Genomic DNA, 18,011 nt, shown 5'->3' with positions numbered 1-18,011 from the left:
GACCCTCTCGCAGATCATTCGTCATCGACTTCTTCGACCTCACACACCAGGGGGTGCTCATTATCCCTGGAGTACTGGTTGACCATGGCCGCCTTGGTCTCGGCAATGTCCTTAGTATAGACACCGCACACGCCTTTTCCTTGTGTATGCACCGTTAACATAACCTGAGTTGCTTTTTCCCGGGACATATAGAAGAACGACTCCAGGATGTGTATGACGAACTCCATGGGGGTGTAGTCGTCATTCAGCAAGACAACTCGATACAGCGGCGGTTGCTTGAGCTCCGGCTTGCTGGTTTCAAGTGCAACGCCGTGGTCATCATCCTGGTGCGGATCTTCCGGTCCCAGACGGGTTAACAGCATCTTTCGGGCCAATACAGGGGTGTGTGAATCGTTGATGCCTCGATACCTCAACTTCATATCAGACTGCCCGTTATCAGTGAATGCATAGCGGATGAATTTACGATCGGCGACACCTGACGACCTAGTTTTTGGTCGTTCTTTAAACAACCCATTGAACTGTGGTTGAACCCTGACTGGGCCCTGATACCGCCGATCTAAGCAGAATGTCTAATGTGCGTCCGATCATAAGCTCCTTCAATGGGGGTTGACTTCATTGAATCAACAGCCAACCATTAGCCCGACGCCGAATCGTTTATTTTGTGATCAGCACGTTCGTGACTTTGGTTTTTTGCACACTGGGGTTTGTGAACACACTGGATCAGGCTGTACCAGAGATCATAAAACGACGGTTTTCGCCGCTGAACGTTAGCGAGTTCGTCACCAGACGCCTCAAAAGCCCCTTTCCCGGCTATAAGCTAACGCATCAGCGACACGACGTCAGCGTCGGAAGTCACTTGACTACCACAGTGACCTCCAGGCTCAGTCTAACGTGGTTGTAAGGAGTCCGTTATGCCGGTAGGGAAAGTAAAATGGTTCAACAACGCCAAGGGGTTCGGGTTTGTCGTCTGTGACGAACACGAAGAAGACCTCTTCGCCCATTACTCCTCCATCCAGATGGAAGGCTATAAAACGCTGAAAGCTGGCCAGGCCGTTGAGTTTGATACGGTTAAAGCTGAGCGAGGCATTCATGCCGTGAACATTCGTGTGCTGCCAGAAATGGCGGGTACTGAACGTTCAACATCTAACCGGAACGAAGCGAAGGAGCGCTCAACCAGTACCAGCGATCAAACATAAAAAAATAATGATAAGCCCCATCTCACTGCACATGCTGCAGTCCGCCTGAGATATCCAGGCTAACGCAAAAAGCCCTCCCAATTACTGGTGAGGGCTTTTTTGTGGGTGCAAAAAGCAAAAAACCGCGCCGAAGCGCGGTTTTTCAGAACACCCAATTAATTAGGCGCGCATGTCATCGATGATGGCGTTCAACGTCGCGCTGGGGCGCATCGCCTTAGCAGCCAGATCACCATCGAAACGATAGTAACCACCGATCTCAACGCTGTCACCTTGCACATCCGCCAACTCTTTAACGATCGCAGCTTCGTTCTCAGCCATCGCCTTATAGACAGACTGAAAGCTTGCCTTAAGATCCGCATCTTCATCCTGACTCGCCAGAGCTTCCGCCCAATACAAAGCCAGGTAGAAGTGTGAACCGCGGTTATCAATACCACCTAAACGACGCGTCGGAGATTTGTTTTCTACCAAGAATTTGGCGGTTGCGGTATCCAGTGTCTTACCCAATACGGAGGCTTTGGGCAAACCTGCAACCGAAGACAAATGCTCCAGTGAAGCCGCCAACGCCAGGAATTCACCCAGTGAGTCCCAACGCAGGTAGTTTTCAGACAGCAACTGTTCAACGTGTTTAGGCGCTGAGCCACCGGCACCGGTTTCAAACAAACCCCCGCCATTCATCAACGGCACCACAGACAACATTTTCGCTGAGGTTCCCAGCTCCAGGATTGGGAAAAGGTCAGTCAGGTAGTCGCGTAACACATTACCGGTGACGGAAATGGTGTTTTCGCCTTTCTTAACCCGATTCAAAGTGAAGCGCGTGGCTTCTTCCGGCGACATGATGCGAATATCCAGACCGTCGGTATCAAACTCTGGCAGATAGGCGTGCACTTTCTTGATCAATTCAGCATCGTGTGCACGCTCTGGGCTCAGCCAGAAAATAGCAGGCCAGCCAGTGGCACGAGCGCGACTGACAGCCAGTTTTACCCAGTCTTTGATCGGTGCGTCTTTCGCCTGACACATGCGCCAGATATCACCGGCTTCGACCTGGTGTGACATTAGGACGTTGCCATCCACATCAACGACACGCATGACACCGTCGGTCGGCACTTCGAACGTCTTATCGTGCGAACCATATTCTTCGGCTTTTTGCGCCATCAGGCCTACGTTGGGCACAGTGCCCATCGTCCGGGGATCGAAAGCACCATTTTTCTTACAGAAATCAATGGTTTCCTGATAAACGCCGGCGTAGCAACGGTCCGGAATCATGGCTACTGTGTCATGCAAGGCATTATCCGGGCCCCACATCTGACCAGAAGAACGGATCATGGCTGGCATGGAAGCATCGATGATAACGTCGTTCGGCACGTGCAGGTTGGTGATGCCTTTGTCTGAGTTCACCATCGCCAGTTCAGGGCGCTGCTCAAAGGCTGCTTTGATATCGGCTTCAATGGTTGCGCGTTCATCAGCGGGCAACTCGGCAATCTTGGTCAGGACATCATTAAAACCGTTTTTGACGTTCACACCGAGTTTCTCGAACGTGGCCGCATGCTTTTCAAAAACGTCTTTGAAGAAAACAGTCACAGCGTGACCAAACATGATGGGATCGGACACTTTCATCATGGTTGCCTTCAGGTGCAATGACAGCAGCACACCCTCTTCTTTGGCTTCCTGAGTCGCTTTTTCATAGAAAGCACGTAACTTAGCAACACTCATGCAAGATGAATCGATGACCTCACCACTGAGCAGTTTCAGTGATTTCAACACCTGAACATCACCGCCTGACTCCAGTTCAATACGAACATCCGTGGCTTTATCCATCGTGACCGACTGTTCGCTGCTGAAGAAGTCGCCATCGTCCATATGAGCAACGCGGCTCTTGGATGATGATGACCAGTCACCCATAGAGTGCGGATTAGCACGGGCATAGGCTTTGACAGATTCCGGTGCACGGCGATCTGAGTTGCCTTCACGCAGAACCGGGTTAACGGCGCTGCCTTTAACGCGGTCATAACGCGCCTGGATGTCTTTTTCTTCGTCGTTTGACGGATTAACCGGGTAATCGGGTAATGCGTAGCCTTTGGCCTGCAGTTCTTTAATGGCGGCGGCAAGCTGGGGGAAAGAGGCGCTGATGTTTGGCAGCTTAATAATGTTGGCTTCCGGGGTCTTCGCCAGCTCACCCAAATAGGCCAGATCGTCAGATTGACGCTGTTCTTCGGTCAGATAGTCAGGGAACTGAGACAGAATTCGACCGGCCAGAGAGATGTCACGGACTTCGAATTCAACGCCAGACTGAGCCGCGAATGCCCGGATAATTGGGAGCAAGGAATAAGTTGCCAACGCTGGGGCTTCGTCGGTCTCGGTATAGACAATGGTGGGATTCTTGGTAGCCATTCTTACTCCTGTAAAGGGTTTTGCTGAGGCGATAGCGCGAAAATTGCCTAAGAGCTATGCAGATGCCGAATACTCAGGAAACGTGCAATTTTCGGTGATGATTCAATAACAAGGCGGCTTCAGTGTAGATACACTCGTGCAAAACACGATGGTTATATTGTGTCCAGCAGCGACCAGAGCCTCGCGTCGGGCGCATAATTTGTGGTTTTTCGTCAAAAATTGCAAGCTAGACCATTGGCCCACAGCCCGCAAACTCACGTATAGACCCGTTATGAGCACTGTTGTTCTCTTGAACAAACCGTTCCAAGTCTTGTGCCAGTTCACCGATACCGAGGGTCGCGAAACCCTGGCGGACCATGTTCCCATCCCTGATATCTATGCCGCCGGTCGACTGGACTATGACTCCGAAGGCCTGCTGTTGCTGACTGACGACGGCGGGCTCATTCACAGCCTGGCGAACCCGCGCTTTAAAGTACCGAAGGTGTATTACGCACAGGTTGAAGGAAAGCCCAGCGAGTCCGATCTGGAAAAACTGCGTCAGGGGATCACGTTGAAAGACGGCCCTACCCGACCAGCAAAAGTCGATTGTGTGGACGAGCCGTCCTGGCTGTGGCCCCGTCAGCCTCCCATTCGGGAGCGCAAGGCTATCCCAACACAGTGGTTACGCATCACCTTGACCGAAGGACGCAATCGTCAGGTTCGCCGCATGACGGCAGCCATTGGCTTCCCTACCCTACGATTGATTCGCTGGTCGCTAGGCGGGTTGTCTTTGGATGACTTGCTGCCTGGGCAATATCGCTCCCTAGCTATGAAAAGCTTAATTGATAACGGTATAAATATTCAGGCCAAAAAAAAGCAGCGCCGAAATGGGGCTGCTTCTCGTGGTCAGAACGCAAAACCGATCAAACGATCGGATTCACGTCCTGCTCATAATCGACCTGGTCGTAACCGAAGCCGAAAAGCTTAAAGAACTCTTTTTGGTATTCCGCGAAATCGGTCAACTGGTCAACATTGGTGCTGTCGACCTGCTTCCAGATCGCCTCCACTTCCGCTTGAACCTCTGGCTCAAGCTCTTTCAGGTCCATACGGATGCGACCTTCCTCATCCAATGTCAGACCGTCGCCGCTGTAGAGTTGATCGCTCAGCAAGCCATGAACTTGCTCGATGCAGCCTTCGTTCGTTCCCCGCTCTTTCATCACACGGATCAGAATCGAAAGATAGAGCGGCATGACCGGAATGGCAGAACTGCTTTGAGTGACTACGGCTTTAAGAACCGAAACATGGGCGCTGCCATTCAATTCCGCTTTCAGTTTGTTTTGGATAACGCCACAGGCACGATCAACATCCTGCTTGGCGCGACCGATGGTGGCGCCGCCGTAAATGGGCCAGGTCAGATCTTTGCCGATATAGCTGTAAGCCGTGGTTTGTACACCTTCAGCCAGAACACCAGCCGCGGCGAGTTGATCAATCCAACGCTCCCAGTCTTCACCACCCATCACTTTAATGGTATTGGCAATCTCTTCATCCGTTGCCGGATCTAAGGTGAAATCGGAAACCGCCTTGGTATCTGTATTCAGACTTTTGCGGGTTACCGGCTCGCCAATTGCTTTCAAAGAAGAGGAGTAAGTGACTCCGGTTTCCGGGTCGGTACGACGCGGCGAACCCAAGCTGTAGACAACCAGGTCGACCTTTCCGCCCATTTCGTTTTTGATGACGTCGATGGCCTGAGCCTTCGCTTCATCGGAAAACGCATCAGCGTTCAGTGACTTGGCAAACACGCCTTCAGCCGCCGCCGCGGCTTCAAATGCCTTGGTGTTGTACCAACCCGCAGAAGCTGGACGTTTCTCTGATGGTTCTTTCTCAAACATCACACCCAGCGTATTGGCGCTGTAACCGAAGGCAGCAGAAATCCGAGACGCCAGGCCATAACCGTTAGAGCAACCAATGACCAAAACGTTTTTGGGCCCCGACCCATTTGGCTTATGAGCTTTGACGTAGTCGATCTGCTCCTGAACGTGCACCTTGCACCCTTCCGGATGGGCGGTTGTACAGATAAAACCACGGACCTTGGGTTTGATAATCATGCCTAGAGTTCCTTGATATGGTGTATTGCTTAATAGGCCTGACCGCACGAACAGGCCGAATGATTCGAACTTTAGCGTCATTTTACTGCCAGGCGTAGCACTAGGCGTCGCCAGCAACGCAAAAGACTTGTGAGCATCACGAACAGAGCTGGGTTTCCAGCTTGACCCGAACAGCCAGGGGTTTAAGCTCTGCGCCCCTCGAGGAGAAGTGAATGAATGCCAGCGATTATCCCCATCTGACGGCCTCCGTGTTGATAGCAGACCAAAACACCATTTTGATGGTTAACGAGATAGATAACGGTATAAATGTCTGGAATCAACCCGCTGGACACGTTGAGGTCGGTGAAGACATTCAAGCCGCGGCGGTTCGGGAAACCCTGGAGGAAAGTCGTTATCAGGTCCAGCTGACTCATCTGCTGGGCATATACCAGAACATCCATGCTGCCACCGGGGTTCACTATTTACGGGCATGCTTTATCGCAGAAGCGGTTTCACTGGTTGAAAACGCGCAACTGGATGCCGATATACTGCAAGCCGCCTGGTTACCCTTGGACGAGCTATTAGCCGGAAAATATCCACTGCGTAGCCCCATCGTCCATCAGTGTTTGTTGGATTATCAAGCCGGCCAGCGTTTTCCGCTGAATTGTATTCAACCTTTGCAGCCACCTCTTCAGTCTCAGGAGCGTTAATCGTCATGTCCAACCCAGCCAACACCAAGGTCATCGTCGGCATGTCCGGCGGTGTCGACTCGTCGGTGACCGCCGCCTTGTTGCTGGAAGCGGGCTATCAGGTCGAAGGCCTGTTTATGAAGAACTGGGATGAAGACGATGGCACTGAATACTGCACCGCCAAAGAAGATTTAGCGGACGCTCAAGCGGTCAGCGACCGACTGGGCGTCAAACTGCACAAAGCCAATTTCGCCGCTGAATACTGGGACAACGTCTTCGAACATTTCCTTGAAGAGTACAAGGCAGGACGCACCCCCAACCCGGACATCCTCTGCAATCGGGAAATCAAGTTCAAAGCCTTCCTTGAGTACGCCTTAACCTTAGGGGCTGACCGCATTGCCACGGGCCACTATGCACGTACGCGTCTAGGTCCGAACGGTGCAGAACTGTTGCGCGGACTGGATAACAACAAAGACCAGTCTTATTTCCTGCATGCCGTTGGCCACGAACAGTTCGAGAAAACGTTGTTTCCTGTGGGCGAACTGGAAAAGCCTGAAGTCCGCCGGATTGCAGAAAAGTACCAACTGGCCACGGCACGCAAAAAAGACAGCACCGGTATTTGCTTCATCGGTGAGCGTCGCTTCAGCGATTTTCTCAAGCAATACATTCCGGCCCAACCCGGCGTCATAGAAACGCTTGACGGTGAAGTGATTGGTGAGCATCAGGGCTTAATGTATTACACCATCGGTCAACGCCAAGGCCTGGGTATTGGTGGTACGCGTAATCATGGTGAAGCGCCTTGGTTTGTCGCCGCCAAGAATCTTGAGCGCAATGTGCTGACGGTTGTTCAAGGCACCGATCACCCTGCTCTGTTCACCGACCGTATGACACTGAGCCATATCCATTGGGTCAGCGGAAGCGCACCTACAATGCCAACACAACTGACGTGCAAGCATCGTTACCGCCAGCCTGATCAAGATTGCACTGTCACAGCGGATGGTGATGGCTACCGCGTTGTCTTTGATCAGCCTCAGCGCGCCATTACACCCGGACAGTCAGCAGTATTCTACGATGGCGAAGTTTGCTTAGGTGGCGGCGTTATTGAACAAACCTGGCTGGCGGATGCTTGAATTCGGCCAACCGACCGTCACTCATCCTCTCTACAATCGAACGTTAACTGACAGAATGGCTGTTAAGGATTATGGATGTCGCAGACTGAACATCAGGTAATGGCGCTGGCGGGTGTTTTCCAGGCCGCCATTTTAGTCGAGCAACTGGCCCGACAAGGCCAGATAGACCGAGAAGAACTCGCACGCAGTGTCCGTTCGGTGCTCAACCTGAACCCTGCCAGTGTGGAAGATATCTACGAGGGTAGCGGTGGTGTTCGCATCGGATTGCAGGGCGTTCGCGATGTGCTGTCACGTCGTGGCACCGGCATCTCTACTGAAGTCATGCGCTACGCCATGGGCATTCTGCACGCTCAACGAAAACTCTCTCGTCGCAGTGACTTGATGGATACCCTGGGCAAGTCACTGGAACGCGCTGTGGAACAGTATCAGTATTTTGATGACCCTCTGCACGATTCCGTCATTGGTGCGGCGGCGCATTGCTATCAGGAAAGCGTCAGTAAGCTGAGCTTTCGCATCCGAGTGATGGGCAACCCTACCTATCTTCAGAATCCGCGCACGGCCGATCAGGTCCGCGCACTGCTTCTTTTTGGTATCCGCAGTGCACACCTCTGGCACCAACAAGGCGGTCGGCGCTGGCATATTCTGTTCAAACGCAACGCCCTCTACCGCAATGCCCAGCAAATGCTGATGCGCAATACCCACTGAGCCCGCCTTGGCGCTGCGGGCTTCAGGCCGCTATAATCGCCAGCCTTTTCGACCACCACCGACCGGATGCCCGCCTGCTATGGAACTGACCGCCCTTACCGCTATATCTCCCATCGACGGCCGCTATGGCAGCAAGACCGAAGCGTTGCGCCAACATTTCAGTGAATTTGGTCTGATACACGCACGGGTTCGGGTAGAAGTGCGGTGGTTGCAGCAACTGGCCGCACATCCACAGATCGAAGAACTACCCGCTTTCAGCGATGCCACTCAGGCATTTCTGAACCGATTAGTGGATGACTTTTCGGTGGCCGACGCCGAGGCGATTAAAGCCATCGAACGCACCACCAACCACGACGTCAAAGCGGTTGAGTATTTCCTCAAGGATAAAATGTCGGGCCACGAGGAACTGGCACAGGCCAGCGAATTCGTCCACTTCGCTTGCACCTCAGAAGACATCAACAACCTGTCACACGCTCTGATGCTGAACAGTGGCGTCAACGACGTATTGGTTCCGGCAATGACCGAAGTGGCTGAGCAAATCACCAAGCTGGCTCATCAACACGCCGATTTACCAATGCTCAGCCGGACTCATGGACAAACCGCCTCCCCGACCACTCTGGGCAAAGAGATGGCCAACGTGGCCTATCGCCTGCAACGCCAATTGAAAACGCTTGGCCAGATCGAATACCTGGGCAAGATCAACGGCGCAGTGGGTAACTATAACGCTCACCTGGCGACCTACCCTGACATTGACTGGGAAGCCAACGCACGGAACTTTATTGAAGGCCTGGGTCTCAATTGGAACCCCTATACCACTCAGATTGAGCCGCATGACTACATCGCTGAGTTGTTCGATACCATCAGTCGTTTCAATACCATCCTGATCGACTTCGATCGCGATATCTGGAGCTACATCTCGCTGGGTTACTTCAAACAGAAAACCATCGCTGGCGAAGTAGGCAGCTCAACCATGCCTCACAAGGTGAATCCGATCGATTTCGAGAACTCTGAAGGCAACCTTGGTATTGCCAATGCGGTTCTCGGTCACCTGGGCGCCAAACTGCCCATCTCTCGCTGGCAGCGGGATTTGACCGACTCGACCGTGCTGCGCTCCATGGGGGTCGGCCTGGCACACAGTTTGATCGCCTACCAGGCCAGCTTGAAAGGCATCAGTAAGCTCGAAGCCAACCCCGATCGCCTCGCCGCCGATCTGAATCTGGCCTGGGAAGTGCTCGCCGAAGCCATACAAACGGTCATGCGCCGCTACGGTATCGAAGAGCCTTACGAGAAACTCAAAGCCTTCACTCGTGGTAAAGCCATCACCGAAACCATGATGCAAGATTTCGTCACTCAACTGGATTTGCCCAAAGACGCACAGCAGGCCTTGCTGGCACTGACCCCAGCCGCTTATGTGGGTAATGCCAGCGACCAGGCTAAGCGTCTCTGATTAACCGCCGTCAGGTCGTTTAGCCAAACGTTTAATCGCCGTTTCAGGAGTCCGATTATGAAAGTCCTGGGAGGCCTGTCGGCCCAATCCTTCCTCAGCCAATATTGGCAAAAAGCGCCGTTATTGGTCCGCTCTGCATTGCCAGATTTAAGTGATTTAATTGAAGGCGATGACTTAGCAGGACTGGCGACGGAAGAAGCCGTTGAGTCGCGCCTGGTTACGGCCAATGACTGGCGTCTGCGGCACGGCCCGTTCTATGAAGACGACTTCGCAGCTCTGCCCGAAAAAGACTGGACCTTGCTCGTCCAAGCCGTCGATCACTGGGTACCCGATATCGCAGCCCTGTTCGATCACTTTCGCTTTATTCCCAGTTGGCGACTGGACGACATCATGCTCTCCTACTCCGTTCCCGGAGGAGGCGTCGGCCCCCATTTCGATCATTATGACGTTTTTCTGATTCAGCTCAGCGGCCAACGCGAATGGCGCATTGGTCAAAGCTGCACGGAAGCCGATGACTGCCGTGACGACACCGAACTGAACATATTGGCGCAATTCGAAGAACAGGAGCGCTGGGTATTAGAGCCGGGTGACATGCTCTATGTACCACCCGGCGTTGCTCATTGGGGGACCGCAATCAGCGAGGGCATTACCTGTTCAATCGGTTTCCGCGCGCCGGCTCGGGCAGAGGTCTGGAATGAGTTTGCTCACTTTATGGCCGAACAGGACAGCGATTTTCAACGCTACGCCGACCCAGACCTGGAGCCCCGGACGAACCCACACCGGGTGAGTGAAGCCGACATCGATCGTGTGCAACGCTTGTTAGCGCAGCTGACATCCGACCGAGAAGCCATCGCCGAATGGTTTGGCCGTTATATGACCGAGCCAAAATACGGCGAAACCAGCACGGATGAGCCCGCCTTTACTCAAACCGAAATTCAGCAACAGTTGCTACAACAACCGCTGCTGCGCAATCGTGCCGGCCGGCTGGCTTATGTTCCAGGCCAGTTATTTATTCAAGGGCACGCCTTTGCGACGGAACTGAACGAAGATCAACTATTATGGTTGTGTGACCGTTCGGAACTCAAATCCACCGACATCCAGCAAAGGCTAAACGGTCTGTCCGCGGAACTGCTGACTGAATTGGTGCAAAGAGACGTCTTCTATTTCGCAGACGCTGAAGAGGATTGGCTGTAGCGATTCGTTGAACTAACACGATGATTCAACAGGCCGCGCTCATCATCTGGGTCATCACCGAAGATGATGAGTGCGGTGATTAATGCAGAGTGGCGTCCTCTGCTTCCATCTCCAGCTCTTCGTCTTCATCAAGACTTTCAATATCCGTTGCAACCTGAACACCGGCGCTGATCATGGCTCTGGCAACATCCAGGCGCTGGTCTTGCAGTCGGTCTTTCGCTTCATCGGAAAAGCGGATGGTCAGTAGCGGTTCATCTTCGGAATCGACCTTGCGCAAGGCAATATCGCCATTTCCCAGCTCTATGATTTCCCAGTACATATTGGCCTTTTAGTTGGGTACATGGACAACAACTCAGCTGTAGTCGCCAAGTTCACGTATGCGATCGACCCATTGTTGCAGGTCAGTCATCCAGTTGCGGTAATGATTTGTAGTGCTCTGGTCGTCGCTCAGGACCAGCTCAATGCGGTCATGAGATTCTGATTTAACGGCAGACTGCCCCACCCGCCCGGCCCAGTGTTCGCCGGCTTGATGCAGACGTGTCAGCCAATGCTCCGGCTGCGTTAACGCCTCTTGCGTCGTGCGATACTCCCAGGCATCCGGTTGCTGCTCACCAAATTGTCGCAGCAGGTCATACAAGGGTCGATCGGGTGATAACGCCAGGCCGTAAGCCTCAGCGGCTTCCGCCAAGGCCGACCGAACGGCGCGGTGCATAAACGCCATGGCCGCGTCTTCACTGGCGTCGATCAACGCAGGCGCATCAGCCACCTCCGCCTGATCCAGCATTAAACGCGCTTGATACAGCAGCTGATTGGTTTGGGCCCGGCGGTTCATCGTTTTAGTAGTTCATTCGAAAACCAAGGTGCAGCGCATTATCGACTTTCACATTGCTGCTGCCCCGGTAGGAAGAGACGTCATGCCAACCGACCAGTACGCGAGCTTGCGGCAACACTTTATAGGTCAGTCGGGCCTGAACATCCTGAAACCCATCCAGACTGTTAAACGCCAGAATTTGTGGTGAGTAATACAGGCTGCCTTCTGCGCCCAAACCGTTCATAAAGTCGGGATTCCAACGCAAGAATCCACCGACGGCAATCGCACCACCGGCATCCGCGCGATCTTCAAAAAAGTAACCTTTAAAGCCAATCCCGCCGATCAACTCGCGATTTTGCAAAGTGGCATCAACCGCATTGAAGCCCGCACTGAACGCAAAGGTGCTGTCACTGCTGCTGTAACGTTCGCTGTAGAGCACGCCCGTAGTGATGTGAGCCGATGTTCCGGAACGAACCGCTTCGTGTTCAAGGCGCACAGAGGTGTCAGACAATGAAAAATCGATCGCACCACCGGCTTGAACAGCCAACGGAAAAACAGCGGCAATGAACAACAGCCAACCGGTTTTGACAGACATGCAGGAACTCCAGAATAAATTTGGCAAAATTGTACTGAATTACCGGCCCAGCGGCATCATCCGACAGTCACCTCTGTGAAAAGTGACACGCCGAATGATGCTTTTGGAGACACTAAGGGCCTCTGAAGCGACGCTTAACCCGCCAGGTCCAGTAACAGTTTGTTTAATCGCGTCACGAAGGCCGCTGAATCCTTAGGATGAGAGCCTTCGGCCAGACGTGCCTGCTCTAACAGAATATTGGCCAGATCGGCAAATCGCTCATCGCTGGCCTCAGCTTCCAGACGACGCACCAGGGGATGCTCCGGGTTCAGCTCGAAAATCGGCTTGGTTTCCGGGACCGGCTGACCGGCAGCTTCCATGATGCGACGCATCTGCGCGCCCATGTCGTTATCACCGACCACAATGCAGGCTGGTGATTCAACCAGACGGTGAGTCATACGCACTGATTCAACGTCCGCTTCCAGCAGCGTTTGCAAACGCTCCAGCAACGGCTTGTGCTCATCGTTGGCTTTCTGCTGTGCTTCCTTCTCTTCTTCGGTTTCAACGCCAGACAGATCCAGACCGCCGCGGGCCACATCGACCAGTTGCTTACCATCGAATTCTTGCAGGTAACCCATCAGCCATTCATCGATGCGATCACTCATCAGCAATACCTCGATGCCCTTCTTACGGAAGACTTCCAGGTGCGGGCTGTTCTTTGCGGTTTGATGGCTATCGGCGGCCACGTAATAGATTTTGTCCTGGCCTTCCTGCATCCGCGACACATAGTCGTCCAGAGACTGATCCTGTTTCGCCTCACCGGTATGGGTGGTGGCAAAACGCAGCAGCTTAGCGATCTTCTCGTTGTTGGAGGAGTCTTCGGCCGGACCTTCTTTAAGCACCTGACCAAACTCATCCCAAAACGCCTGGTATTTTTCAGCGTCTTTCTTGGCAAGCTTGGTCAGCATATCGAGCACGCGCTTGGTCAGTGCCGCACGCATGGCATCGATCGCCTCGTTGCTCTGCAGAATTTCGCGGCTGACGTTTAATGGCAGATCGTTGGAGTCGACGATGCCTTTAACGAAGCGCAGATACATGGGCAGAAACTGCTCGACGTCGTCCATGATAAAGACGCGCTGCACGTACAGTTTCAGGCCGCGTACACGTTCGCGATTCCACAGATCAAAAGGCGCTTTGGCCGGCACGTACAGCAAGCTGGTGTATTCCATCTTGCCTTCGACCTTGTTGTGGCTCCAGGTCAATGCGTCGCCATAATCGTGGGAGATGTGCTTGTAAAGCTCCTGATATTCTTCGTCTTTGATCTCACTTTGAGAGCGTGTCCAGAGCGCTGTGGCGCTGTTGACGGTTTCCCATTCTTCGACCGCTGGCTGATCGTCACCTTCCACCTCTTTGAGCATCTGCACCGGAATGGAGATGTGGTCAGAATACTTGCGAATCAGGCTGCGCAAACGCCAGCCATCGGCAAAATCGGCGCTGTCAGATTTCAGATGCAGAACAATACGGGTACCGCGCTGAGGCAGCTCCACGTCAGCCAGCGTGAATTCACCATCACCGGCACTGCTCCAATGAACACCGTCACCCGTGGGTAAATCAGCTCGGCGAGTAAACACATCCACTTTATCGGCGACAATAAACGCCGAATAAAAACCGACACCAAACTGACCAATCAATTGGCTATCTTTGCGTTCGTCGCCTGTCAGGTTCTGCAGGAACTCTGCGGTACCGGATTTGGCAATGGTGCCCAGGTTGGCCACCACGTCATCGCGGCTCATACCAATGCCGTTATCGGCCAGGGTCAGCGTTTTGGCATCCGCGTCGAATTCGATACGGATTTTCAGATCGCTGTCGTCAGCCATCAGGCTGTCGTCTTTCAAGGCCCGGAAACGCAGCTTATCGGCGGCATCGGAGGCATTGGAGATCAACTCGCGCAGGAAGATTTCCTTGTTCGAGTACAACGAGTGAATCATCAGTTGCAGCAGCTGTTTGACTTCCGTCTGAAAGCTGTGTGTTTCGTGATGGGTTTCAGGCATAGAGCACCTCAAATCAATAACTTAGCGATGGACACAATTTATGGGTGAGCGTTCTCATTTCAAGCACTGCACATCGCTTCCTTCCATTTCTTGCCTCAGGCAAACTGATCAACGTCGTCATTCTGACGCATCTCAGCACAAGGAATCCCTGCCATGAGTTCTTCGGACGAGTCCCTCAGTCCTGCTCAAACCGTACGCAAGCGCGAAATTGTCGGCTGGGCGATGTATGACTTTGCCAATTCCAGTTACACCACTGTGGTGGTGTCGTTTATCTATTCCGCATTTTTCGTTGCCTACATCGTGCCACCTGAGTTGGCGCATTTAAAAAACACCTTTTGGGCGGCCAGCGTCGCCATCTCGACCGGTCTGGCAATCTTGCTGGCGCCCATTGTCGGTGTACTGTGTGATTACAGCGGCCATAAAAAGCGTTATCTGGCTTGGTGTACCTGGGTATCCGTATTGGCGACCGGCGGGCTGTTTTTTGTCGACCCGGGCAACATTGCGTTAGGCATGGCGTTTCTGATCTGCTCTAACACCGCCTGGATGCTGTCTGAGAGCTTTATTGCCAGCTTCCTGACCGAGCTTGCCAACCGCGACAACATGGGCCGTATATCGGGTTTCGGCTGGGGCATCGGTTACATCGGCGGTCTGCTGAGCCTGATGATGATTATCGGCATCGTCACCACCCGTGCCGAAGATGACCTGGCGCTCTACATCAACCAAACCCAACTGGCGATGGTGGCTATCGCTGTGTTTTATGGTTTGGGCGCCCTGCCCACTTTCCTGTTCGTCAAAGAAAGAGCCATTCCACGACCCGGCTTTGAACACGCCACAATCGGCGTTTTATTGCGTGCAGCCGGAACCCGATTGAAAGACATGCGCAGCCTGATCGGTGACTACCCCGTGCTGTTTCGCTTCTTTATCGCCTTTATGGTCTTTATGGCCGGCGTATCGGTGGTGGTGAAATTCTTTGGCATCTACGCGCAAGAAGAAATCGGCATCAGTGGAGGCCAATTACTGATCATTGGCGCTACGCTGCAAATCGCTTCGATGATCGGCGCCATTGGTTTCGGGTTTCTGGAAGACTCGCTGGGGTCAAAAAACACCCTGTTGCTGTCGTTACTGTGGTGGTTATGCGGGTTACTGGGGATCTATTGGCTGGAGCCACTGCAATACTTGACTGGCCTTGGAGTCGTACCGCTGTTTGTGGTGATTTCCTTTATCGCTGGCAGCGCCATGGGCGCCACTCAGAGTGCCAGTCGTGCCGTCGTGGGTTTACTCGCCCGACCAGAAGATTCTGCGCTGCTGTTCGGTCTCTGGGGTACCTTCGGACGTTTTGCCATCATCATCGGCATGACCTTCGGTCCGGTTTCCGACGCCATTGGCCGACACAACGCCCTGCTGGTCATCATGGTGTATTTTATAGTCGGAGGTCTATTGTTGCGTCGCGTACCGCTCAGCGAAGCCATTGCTCAAGGACCGGCTGCTGAGCAGGTGAATTAACTCGGCGGGTGTTCGTCGCCACTGTGAATAGGCAGATTCGGGTCCAACCCCCGGGCCCGAATCAACTTCTTTAATGTATTGCTGCGAAACTCCCGCCGATACAACACCGCAATAATGATGACGGTGCCGGCGACAAACCAGAACGGCCCGATAAACCAACCCACCACTGCCAGGCTGAAATAAAACGCGCGCAGGCCCAGGTTAAATTGCTTACCCGCCAGGTCCATCACTTCAGCCGTGTGTATGGCGAAGGTGCTTTTCACGCTGTCATCAATGCTCTCTGTCGGCGTTGGCGCCGATCCGATCATCACCGATAAAAAACCAAACTGACGCATGCTCCATGTAAAGCTGAGGAAGGCGTATATATAAACGAAGATCAATATGCCTACCTTCGCCTCCCACATGGCCTTGGTGCCGTCCTGCACAAAGGAAATATCGTTGAGCAGCGCCATCACCTGCTCTGACGCCGCCAGCACCGTTATCAAGCCACCGACGGCAAACAGACAGGCCGAGGCAAAAAAGGCCGAGTTACGCTCTAGATTGCCCACCGCCGACATATCCGCCACCCGGTTTTCACGACGCAGCAACCGCCGCATCCAGTCGATACGAAAATGGTGCATGATGGAAGACAGGCTGTGGCGACGCTTACCCTCAACCGAGGCATAACGCGTATAAGCGATCCAGCTTGTGATAAAAAGTACTAAGGCGAGCCAGTCAAAAAACGGCGGCATGGTTGCATCCTTGTTGCTCCAGGCAGGTATTTCTATTGTAGATGAGACCGGTGCTAAGTCAGAGCTCTGGAGCAAACAGACTGTCGTGAGTGCAACGCAAAAAAGCCCGATCAAAGATCGAGCTTGGCCGTTTAATTTAACGCCGTGTCAGGCTGGTTGATTGAGCGAATTGCGCGAACGAATCAACCAACATTGCAGCGCGAACCCCACAACAAACAATGCCAGCCAGGCCAGTAATGTCAGTTGAATAACGGGTGACGTCGGACCTTCTGCCAATGGATGCGACAGCGGAACCCGGGTCAGCGTTTCATTGGTGCCAGGCACCAGCGATAACAAAAAACTGAACGACAGTCCGAAAGTCGCCAAATAGGGCCGACTGCGGCCAAGAAAACGCAGCTTAGCCGCCACAACACCACCAAAAGCAAAAAACAGCACTACCACACCAAAAGCATGGCCGGCATTAATACCACCGGTGCTGGATACAGCAAAGGAGCTCAATACAGCCAAGACGGTCCCCAGCAGGTAGAGCTTGCCAGAGCGCTTTGAGACATCAATAAAGCGATAGCGCACAAAGCCATACAGGCCTGCGCCAATGGGTATCAAACTTACGATGGTATGGATCGCCCCTAGGAGCGAAATGGAAGGAGACATAAATGACCTCGTCATCTGTTAAACACTGCACCCAGTGCGATTGAATGGCGCATCAAAAACTCCCCTGATAACGCCGTTTCCTCTGACGCCGACCACCGGTCATCAGAAAATCCAAACCTACTAGTTGGTAGACACAATAAGTAAATTTTTTACCCGCCTCCGGGTCAGTTAGTGACTGATGTCAAACGATCGATAGCCAGCTGAGCCAATTCCGGAAAAACCTGTGGGTTACCAAAACCACGCGCGGCCACCATGGCACCATGAATCTCAGCCATAAAAGCCTTTGCTTCGATTTCAGCAGCACGATTCAAACTCAACTGCCCGGATTGCTGACCGGCCTGCAAAATGCGCGTCAACCAGGTCGACAGATCCTGAAAGTGGCCTTGTACTTCAACGGCGGCAATATCTGGAATGGATGGCAGTTCTGCAGCCAGCATGGCGCAGATACAAAACGACGAGGTTTGGCCCAGAATGCAGTCAGACCAATAGTCCGCATAGGCTTTGAGTGCGCTCAGAGCGTCCGGTTGATGCCGCTCCATCAATTCCAAGCCTTGTAAAGCTTGCTGGCGATAACGGGAAACCACCACCCGTACCAACTCCGCCTTGCTGGGGAAATGATGATGAATACTGGCTTTACTGATGTTCACCTCGGCCGCGATATTGGCGTAGCTAAAGCTGTTATAACCGCCAGCCTCTAATAAGGTCTGAGCGTAACTGGCGATTTCAGCCGCTTTGGGTGACAGCTCTGTGGACATAACTACCCCATCTCTATATCTGCTTGGCCATTACAAGATGTCGAGAACTAAACCTACTAGTTGGTAGGTTGAATTGCAAGTACTTTAAGACTTTATCTCATCTGGTCGCAGCAATCTTTATTC

General features: G+C 53.0%; 18 protein-coding genes. 8 read left to right on the top strand and 10 right to left on the bottom strand.

The window, feature by feature from the left end; all coding sequences use genetic code 11:
• Positions 1 to 14 precede the first annotated feature (14 nt).
• Complete coding sequence (gene clpS, locus BGP77_RS13465) at positions 15 to 362, bottom strand: ATP-dependent Clp protease adapter ClpS (protein ID WP_108165981.1); 348 nt, start codon at positions 360 to 362, stop codon at positions 15 to 17.
• Between the two features lie 549 nt (positions 363 to 911).
• Between clpS and BGP77_RS13460 the strand changes: the two genes are divergently transcribed.
• Positions 912 to 1,196, top strand: a complete 285-nt coding sequence (locus BGP77_RS13460) for a cold shock domain-containing protein (RefSeq protein ID WP_108165240.1) — start codon at positions 912 to 914, stop codon at positions 1,194 to 1,196.
• 159 nt (positions 1,197 to 1,355) lie between these two features.
• On the opposite strand, the gene BGP77_RS13455 is transcribed toward BGP77_RS13460, so the two are convergent.
• Positions 1,356 to 3,584: an NADP-dependent isocitrate dehydrogenase gene (locus tag BGP77_RS13455; protein WP_108165239.1), complete on the bottom strand. Its 2,229-nt coding sequence runs from the start codon at positions 3,582 to 3,584 to the stop codon at positions 1,356 to 1,358.
• 271 nt (positions 3,585 to 3,855) lie between these two features.
• Here BGP77_RS13455 and BGP77_RS13450 point away from each other — a divergent pair, with 271 nt between their 5' ends.
• A complete protein-coding gene (locus tag BGP77_RS13450) occupies positions 3,856 to 4,551 on the top strand; it encodes a pseudouridine synthase (RefSeq protein WP_108165238.1) in 696 nt (231 codons plus the stop codon).
• Here the strand turns inward: BGP77_RS13450 and fabV are convergent.
• Positions 4,487 to 5,668 carry an enoyl-ACP reductase FabV gene (fabV, locus tag BGP77_RS13445; protein ID WP_108165237.1) on the bottom strand — a complete coding sequence of 394 codons (1,182 nt, stop codon included), beginning with the start codon at positions 5,666 to 5,668 and terminating at the stop codon, positions 4,487 to 4,489. The two genes, BGP77_RS13450 and fabV, sit on opposite strands and share 65 nt — an antisense overlap.
• A 212-nt stretch (positions 5,669 to 5,880) precedes the next feature.
• Between fabV and BGP77_RS13440 the strand changes: the two genes are divergently transcribed.
• The 5 genes from BGP77_RS13440 to BGP77_RS13420 all read left to right on the top strand — a co-directional run bounded on the left by BGP77_RS13440 (position 5,881) and on the right by BGP77_RS13420 (position 10,812).
• Complete coding sequence (locus BGP77_RS13440) at positions 5,881 to 6,357, top strand: NUDIX domain-containing protein (RefSeq protein WP_108165236.1); 477 nt, start codon at positions 5,881 to 5,883, stop codon at positions 6,355 to 6,357.
• Between the two features lie 5 nt (positions 6,358 to 6,362).
• Positions 6,363 to 7,466: a tRNA 2-thiouridine(34) synthase MnmA gene (gene mnmA / locus BGP77_RS13435; RefSeq protein ID WP_108165235.1), complete on the top strand. Its 1,104-nt coding sequence runs from the start codon at positions 6,363 to 6,365 to the stop codon at positions 7,464 to 7,466.
• A 75-nt stretch (positions 7,467 to 7,541) separates the two neighbouring features.
• Positions 7,542 to 8,171: a high frequency lysogenization protein HflD gene (hflD, locus tag BGP77_RS13430; RefSeq protein ID WP_108165234.1), complete on the top strand. Its 630-nt coding sequence runs from the start codon at positions 7,542 to 7,544 to the stop codon at positions 8,169 to 8,171.
• A 79-nt stretch (positions 8,172 to 8,250) separates the two neighbouring features.
• Positions 8,251 to 9,618 (top strand): adenylosuccinate lyase, encoded by a 1,368-nt coding sequence (gene purB, locus BGP77_RS13425; protein WP_108165233.1) that lies wholly within the window; start codon positions 8,251 to 8,253, stop codon positions 9,616 to 9,618.
• 57 nt (positions 9,619 to 9,675) lie between these two features.
• Positions 9,676 to 10,812 carry a cupin domain-containing protein gene (locus BGP77_RS13420; RefSeq protein ID WP_108165232.1) on the top strand — a complete coding sequence of 379 codons (1,137 nt, stop codon included), beginning with the start codon at positions 9,676 to 9,678 and terminating at the stop codon, positions 10,810 to 10,812.
• Positions 10,813 to 10,891: 79 nt separating this feature from the next.
• On the opposite strand, the gene BGP77_RS13415 is transcribed toward BGP77_RS13420, so the two are convergent.
• The 4 genes from BGP77_RS13415 to htpG all read right to left on the bottom strand — a co-directional run bounded on the left by BGP77_RS13415 (position 10,892) and on the right by htpG (position 14,248).
• On the bottom strand, positions 10,892 to 11,131 hold the full coding sequence (locus BGP77_RS13415) for a hypothetical protein (protein WP_108165231.1): 240 nt from the start codon (positions 11,129 to 11,131) through the stop codon (positions 10,892 to 10,894).
• Positions 11,132 to 11,164: 33 nt separating this feature from the next.
• A complete protein-coding gene (locus BGP77_RS13410; RefSeq protein WP_108165230.1) occupies positions 11,165 to 11,644 on the bottom strand; it encodes a DUF6586 family protein in 480 nt (159 codons plus the stop codon).
• A gap of 4 nt (positions 11,645 to 11,648) precedes the next feature.
• Entirely contained in the window at positions 11,649 to 12,218 is a 570-nt protein-coding gene (locus BGP77_RS13405) for a YfaZ family outer membrane protein (protein ID WP_108165229.1), read from the bottom strand.
• Between the two features lie 134 nt (positions 12,219 to 12,352).
• Positions 12,353 to 14,248 carry a molecular chaperone HtpG gene (gene htpG, locus BGP77_RS13400; RefSeq protein ID WP_108165228.1) on the bottom strand — a complete coding sequence of 632 codons (1,896 nt, stop codon included), beginning with the start codon at positions 14,246 to 14,248 and terminating at the stop codon, positions 12,353 to 12,355.
• Positions 14,249 to 14,401: 153 nt separating this feature from the next.
• Here htpG and BGP77_RS13395 point away from each other — a divergent pair, with 153 nt between their 5' ends.
• Positions 14,402 to 15,751 carry an MFS transporter gene (locus BGP77_RS13395; protein WP_108165227.1) on the top strand — a complete coding sequence of 450 codons (1,350 nt, stop codon included), beginning with the start codon at positions 14,402 to 14,404 and terminating at the stop codon, positions 15,749 to 15,751.
• On the opposite strand, the gene BGP77_RS13390 is transcribed toward BGP77_RS13395, so the two are convergent.
• From BGP77_RS13390 to BGP77_RS13380, 3 genes are all read right to left on the bottom strand, one after another.
• Positions 15,748 to 16,482, bottom strand: a complete 735-nt coding sequence (locus tag BGP77_RS13390) for a DUF599 domain-containing protein (RefSeq protein WP_108165226.1) — start codon at positions 16,480 to 16,482, stop codon at positions 15,748 to 15,750. The two genes, BGP77_RS13395 and BGP77_RS13390, sit on opposite strands and share 4 nt — an antisense overlap.
• Positions 16,483 to 16,629: 147 nt before the next feature.
• On the bottom strand, positions 16,630 to 17,133 hold the full coding sequence (locus BGP77_RS13385) for a hypothetical protein (RefSeq protein ID WP_108165225.1): 504 nt from the start codon (positions 17,131 to 17,133) through the stop codon (positions 16,630 to 16,632).
• A gap of 164 nt (positions 17,134 to 17,297) precedes the next feature.
• On the bottom strand, positions 17,298 to 17,888 hold the full coding sequence (locus tag BGP77_RS13380; RefSeq protein ID WP_108165224.1) for a TetR/AcrR family transcriptional regulator: 591 nt from the start codon (positions 17,886 to 17,888) through the stop codon (positions 17,298 to 17,300).
• Between the last annotated feature and the right edge of the window lie 123 nt (positions 17,889 to 18,011).

The organism is Saccharospirillum sp. MSK14-1 (assembly GCF_003054965.1).
GTDB lineage: Bacteria > Pseudomonadota > Gammaproteobacteria > Pseudomonadales > Natronospirillaceae > Saccharospirillum.
Note: the sequence above shows the minus strand (reverse complement) of the source record. Positions and strands in the feature narration are given on the sequence as shown.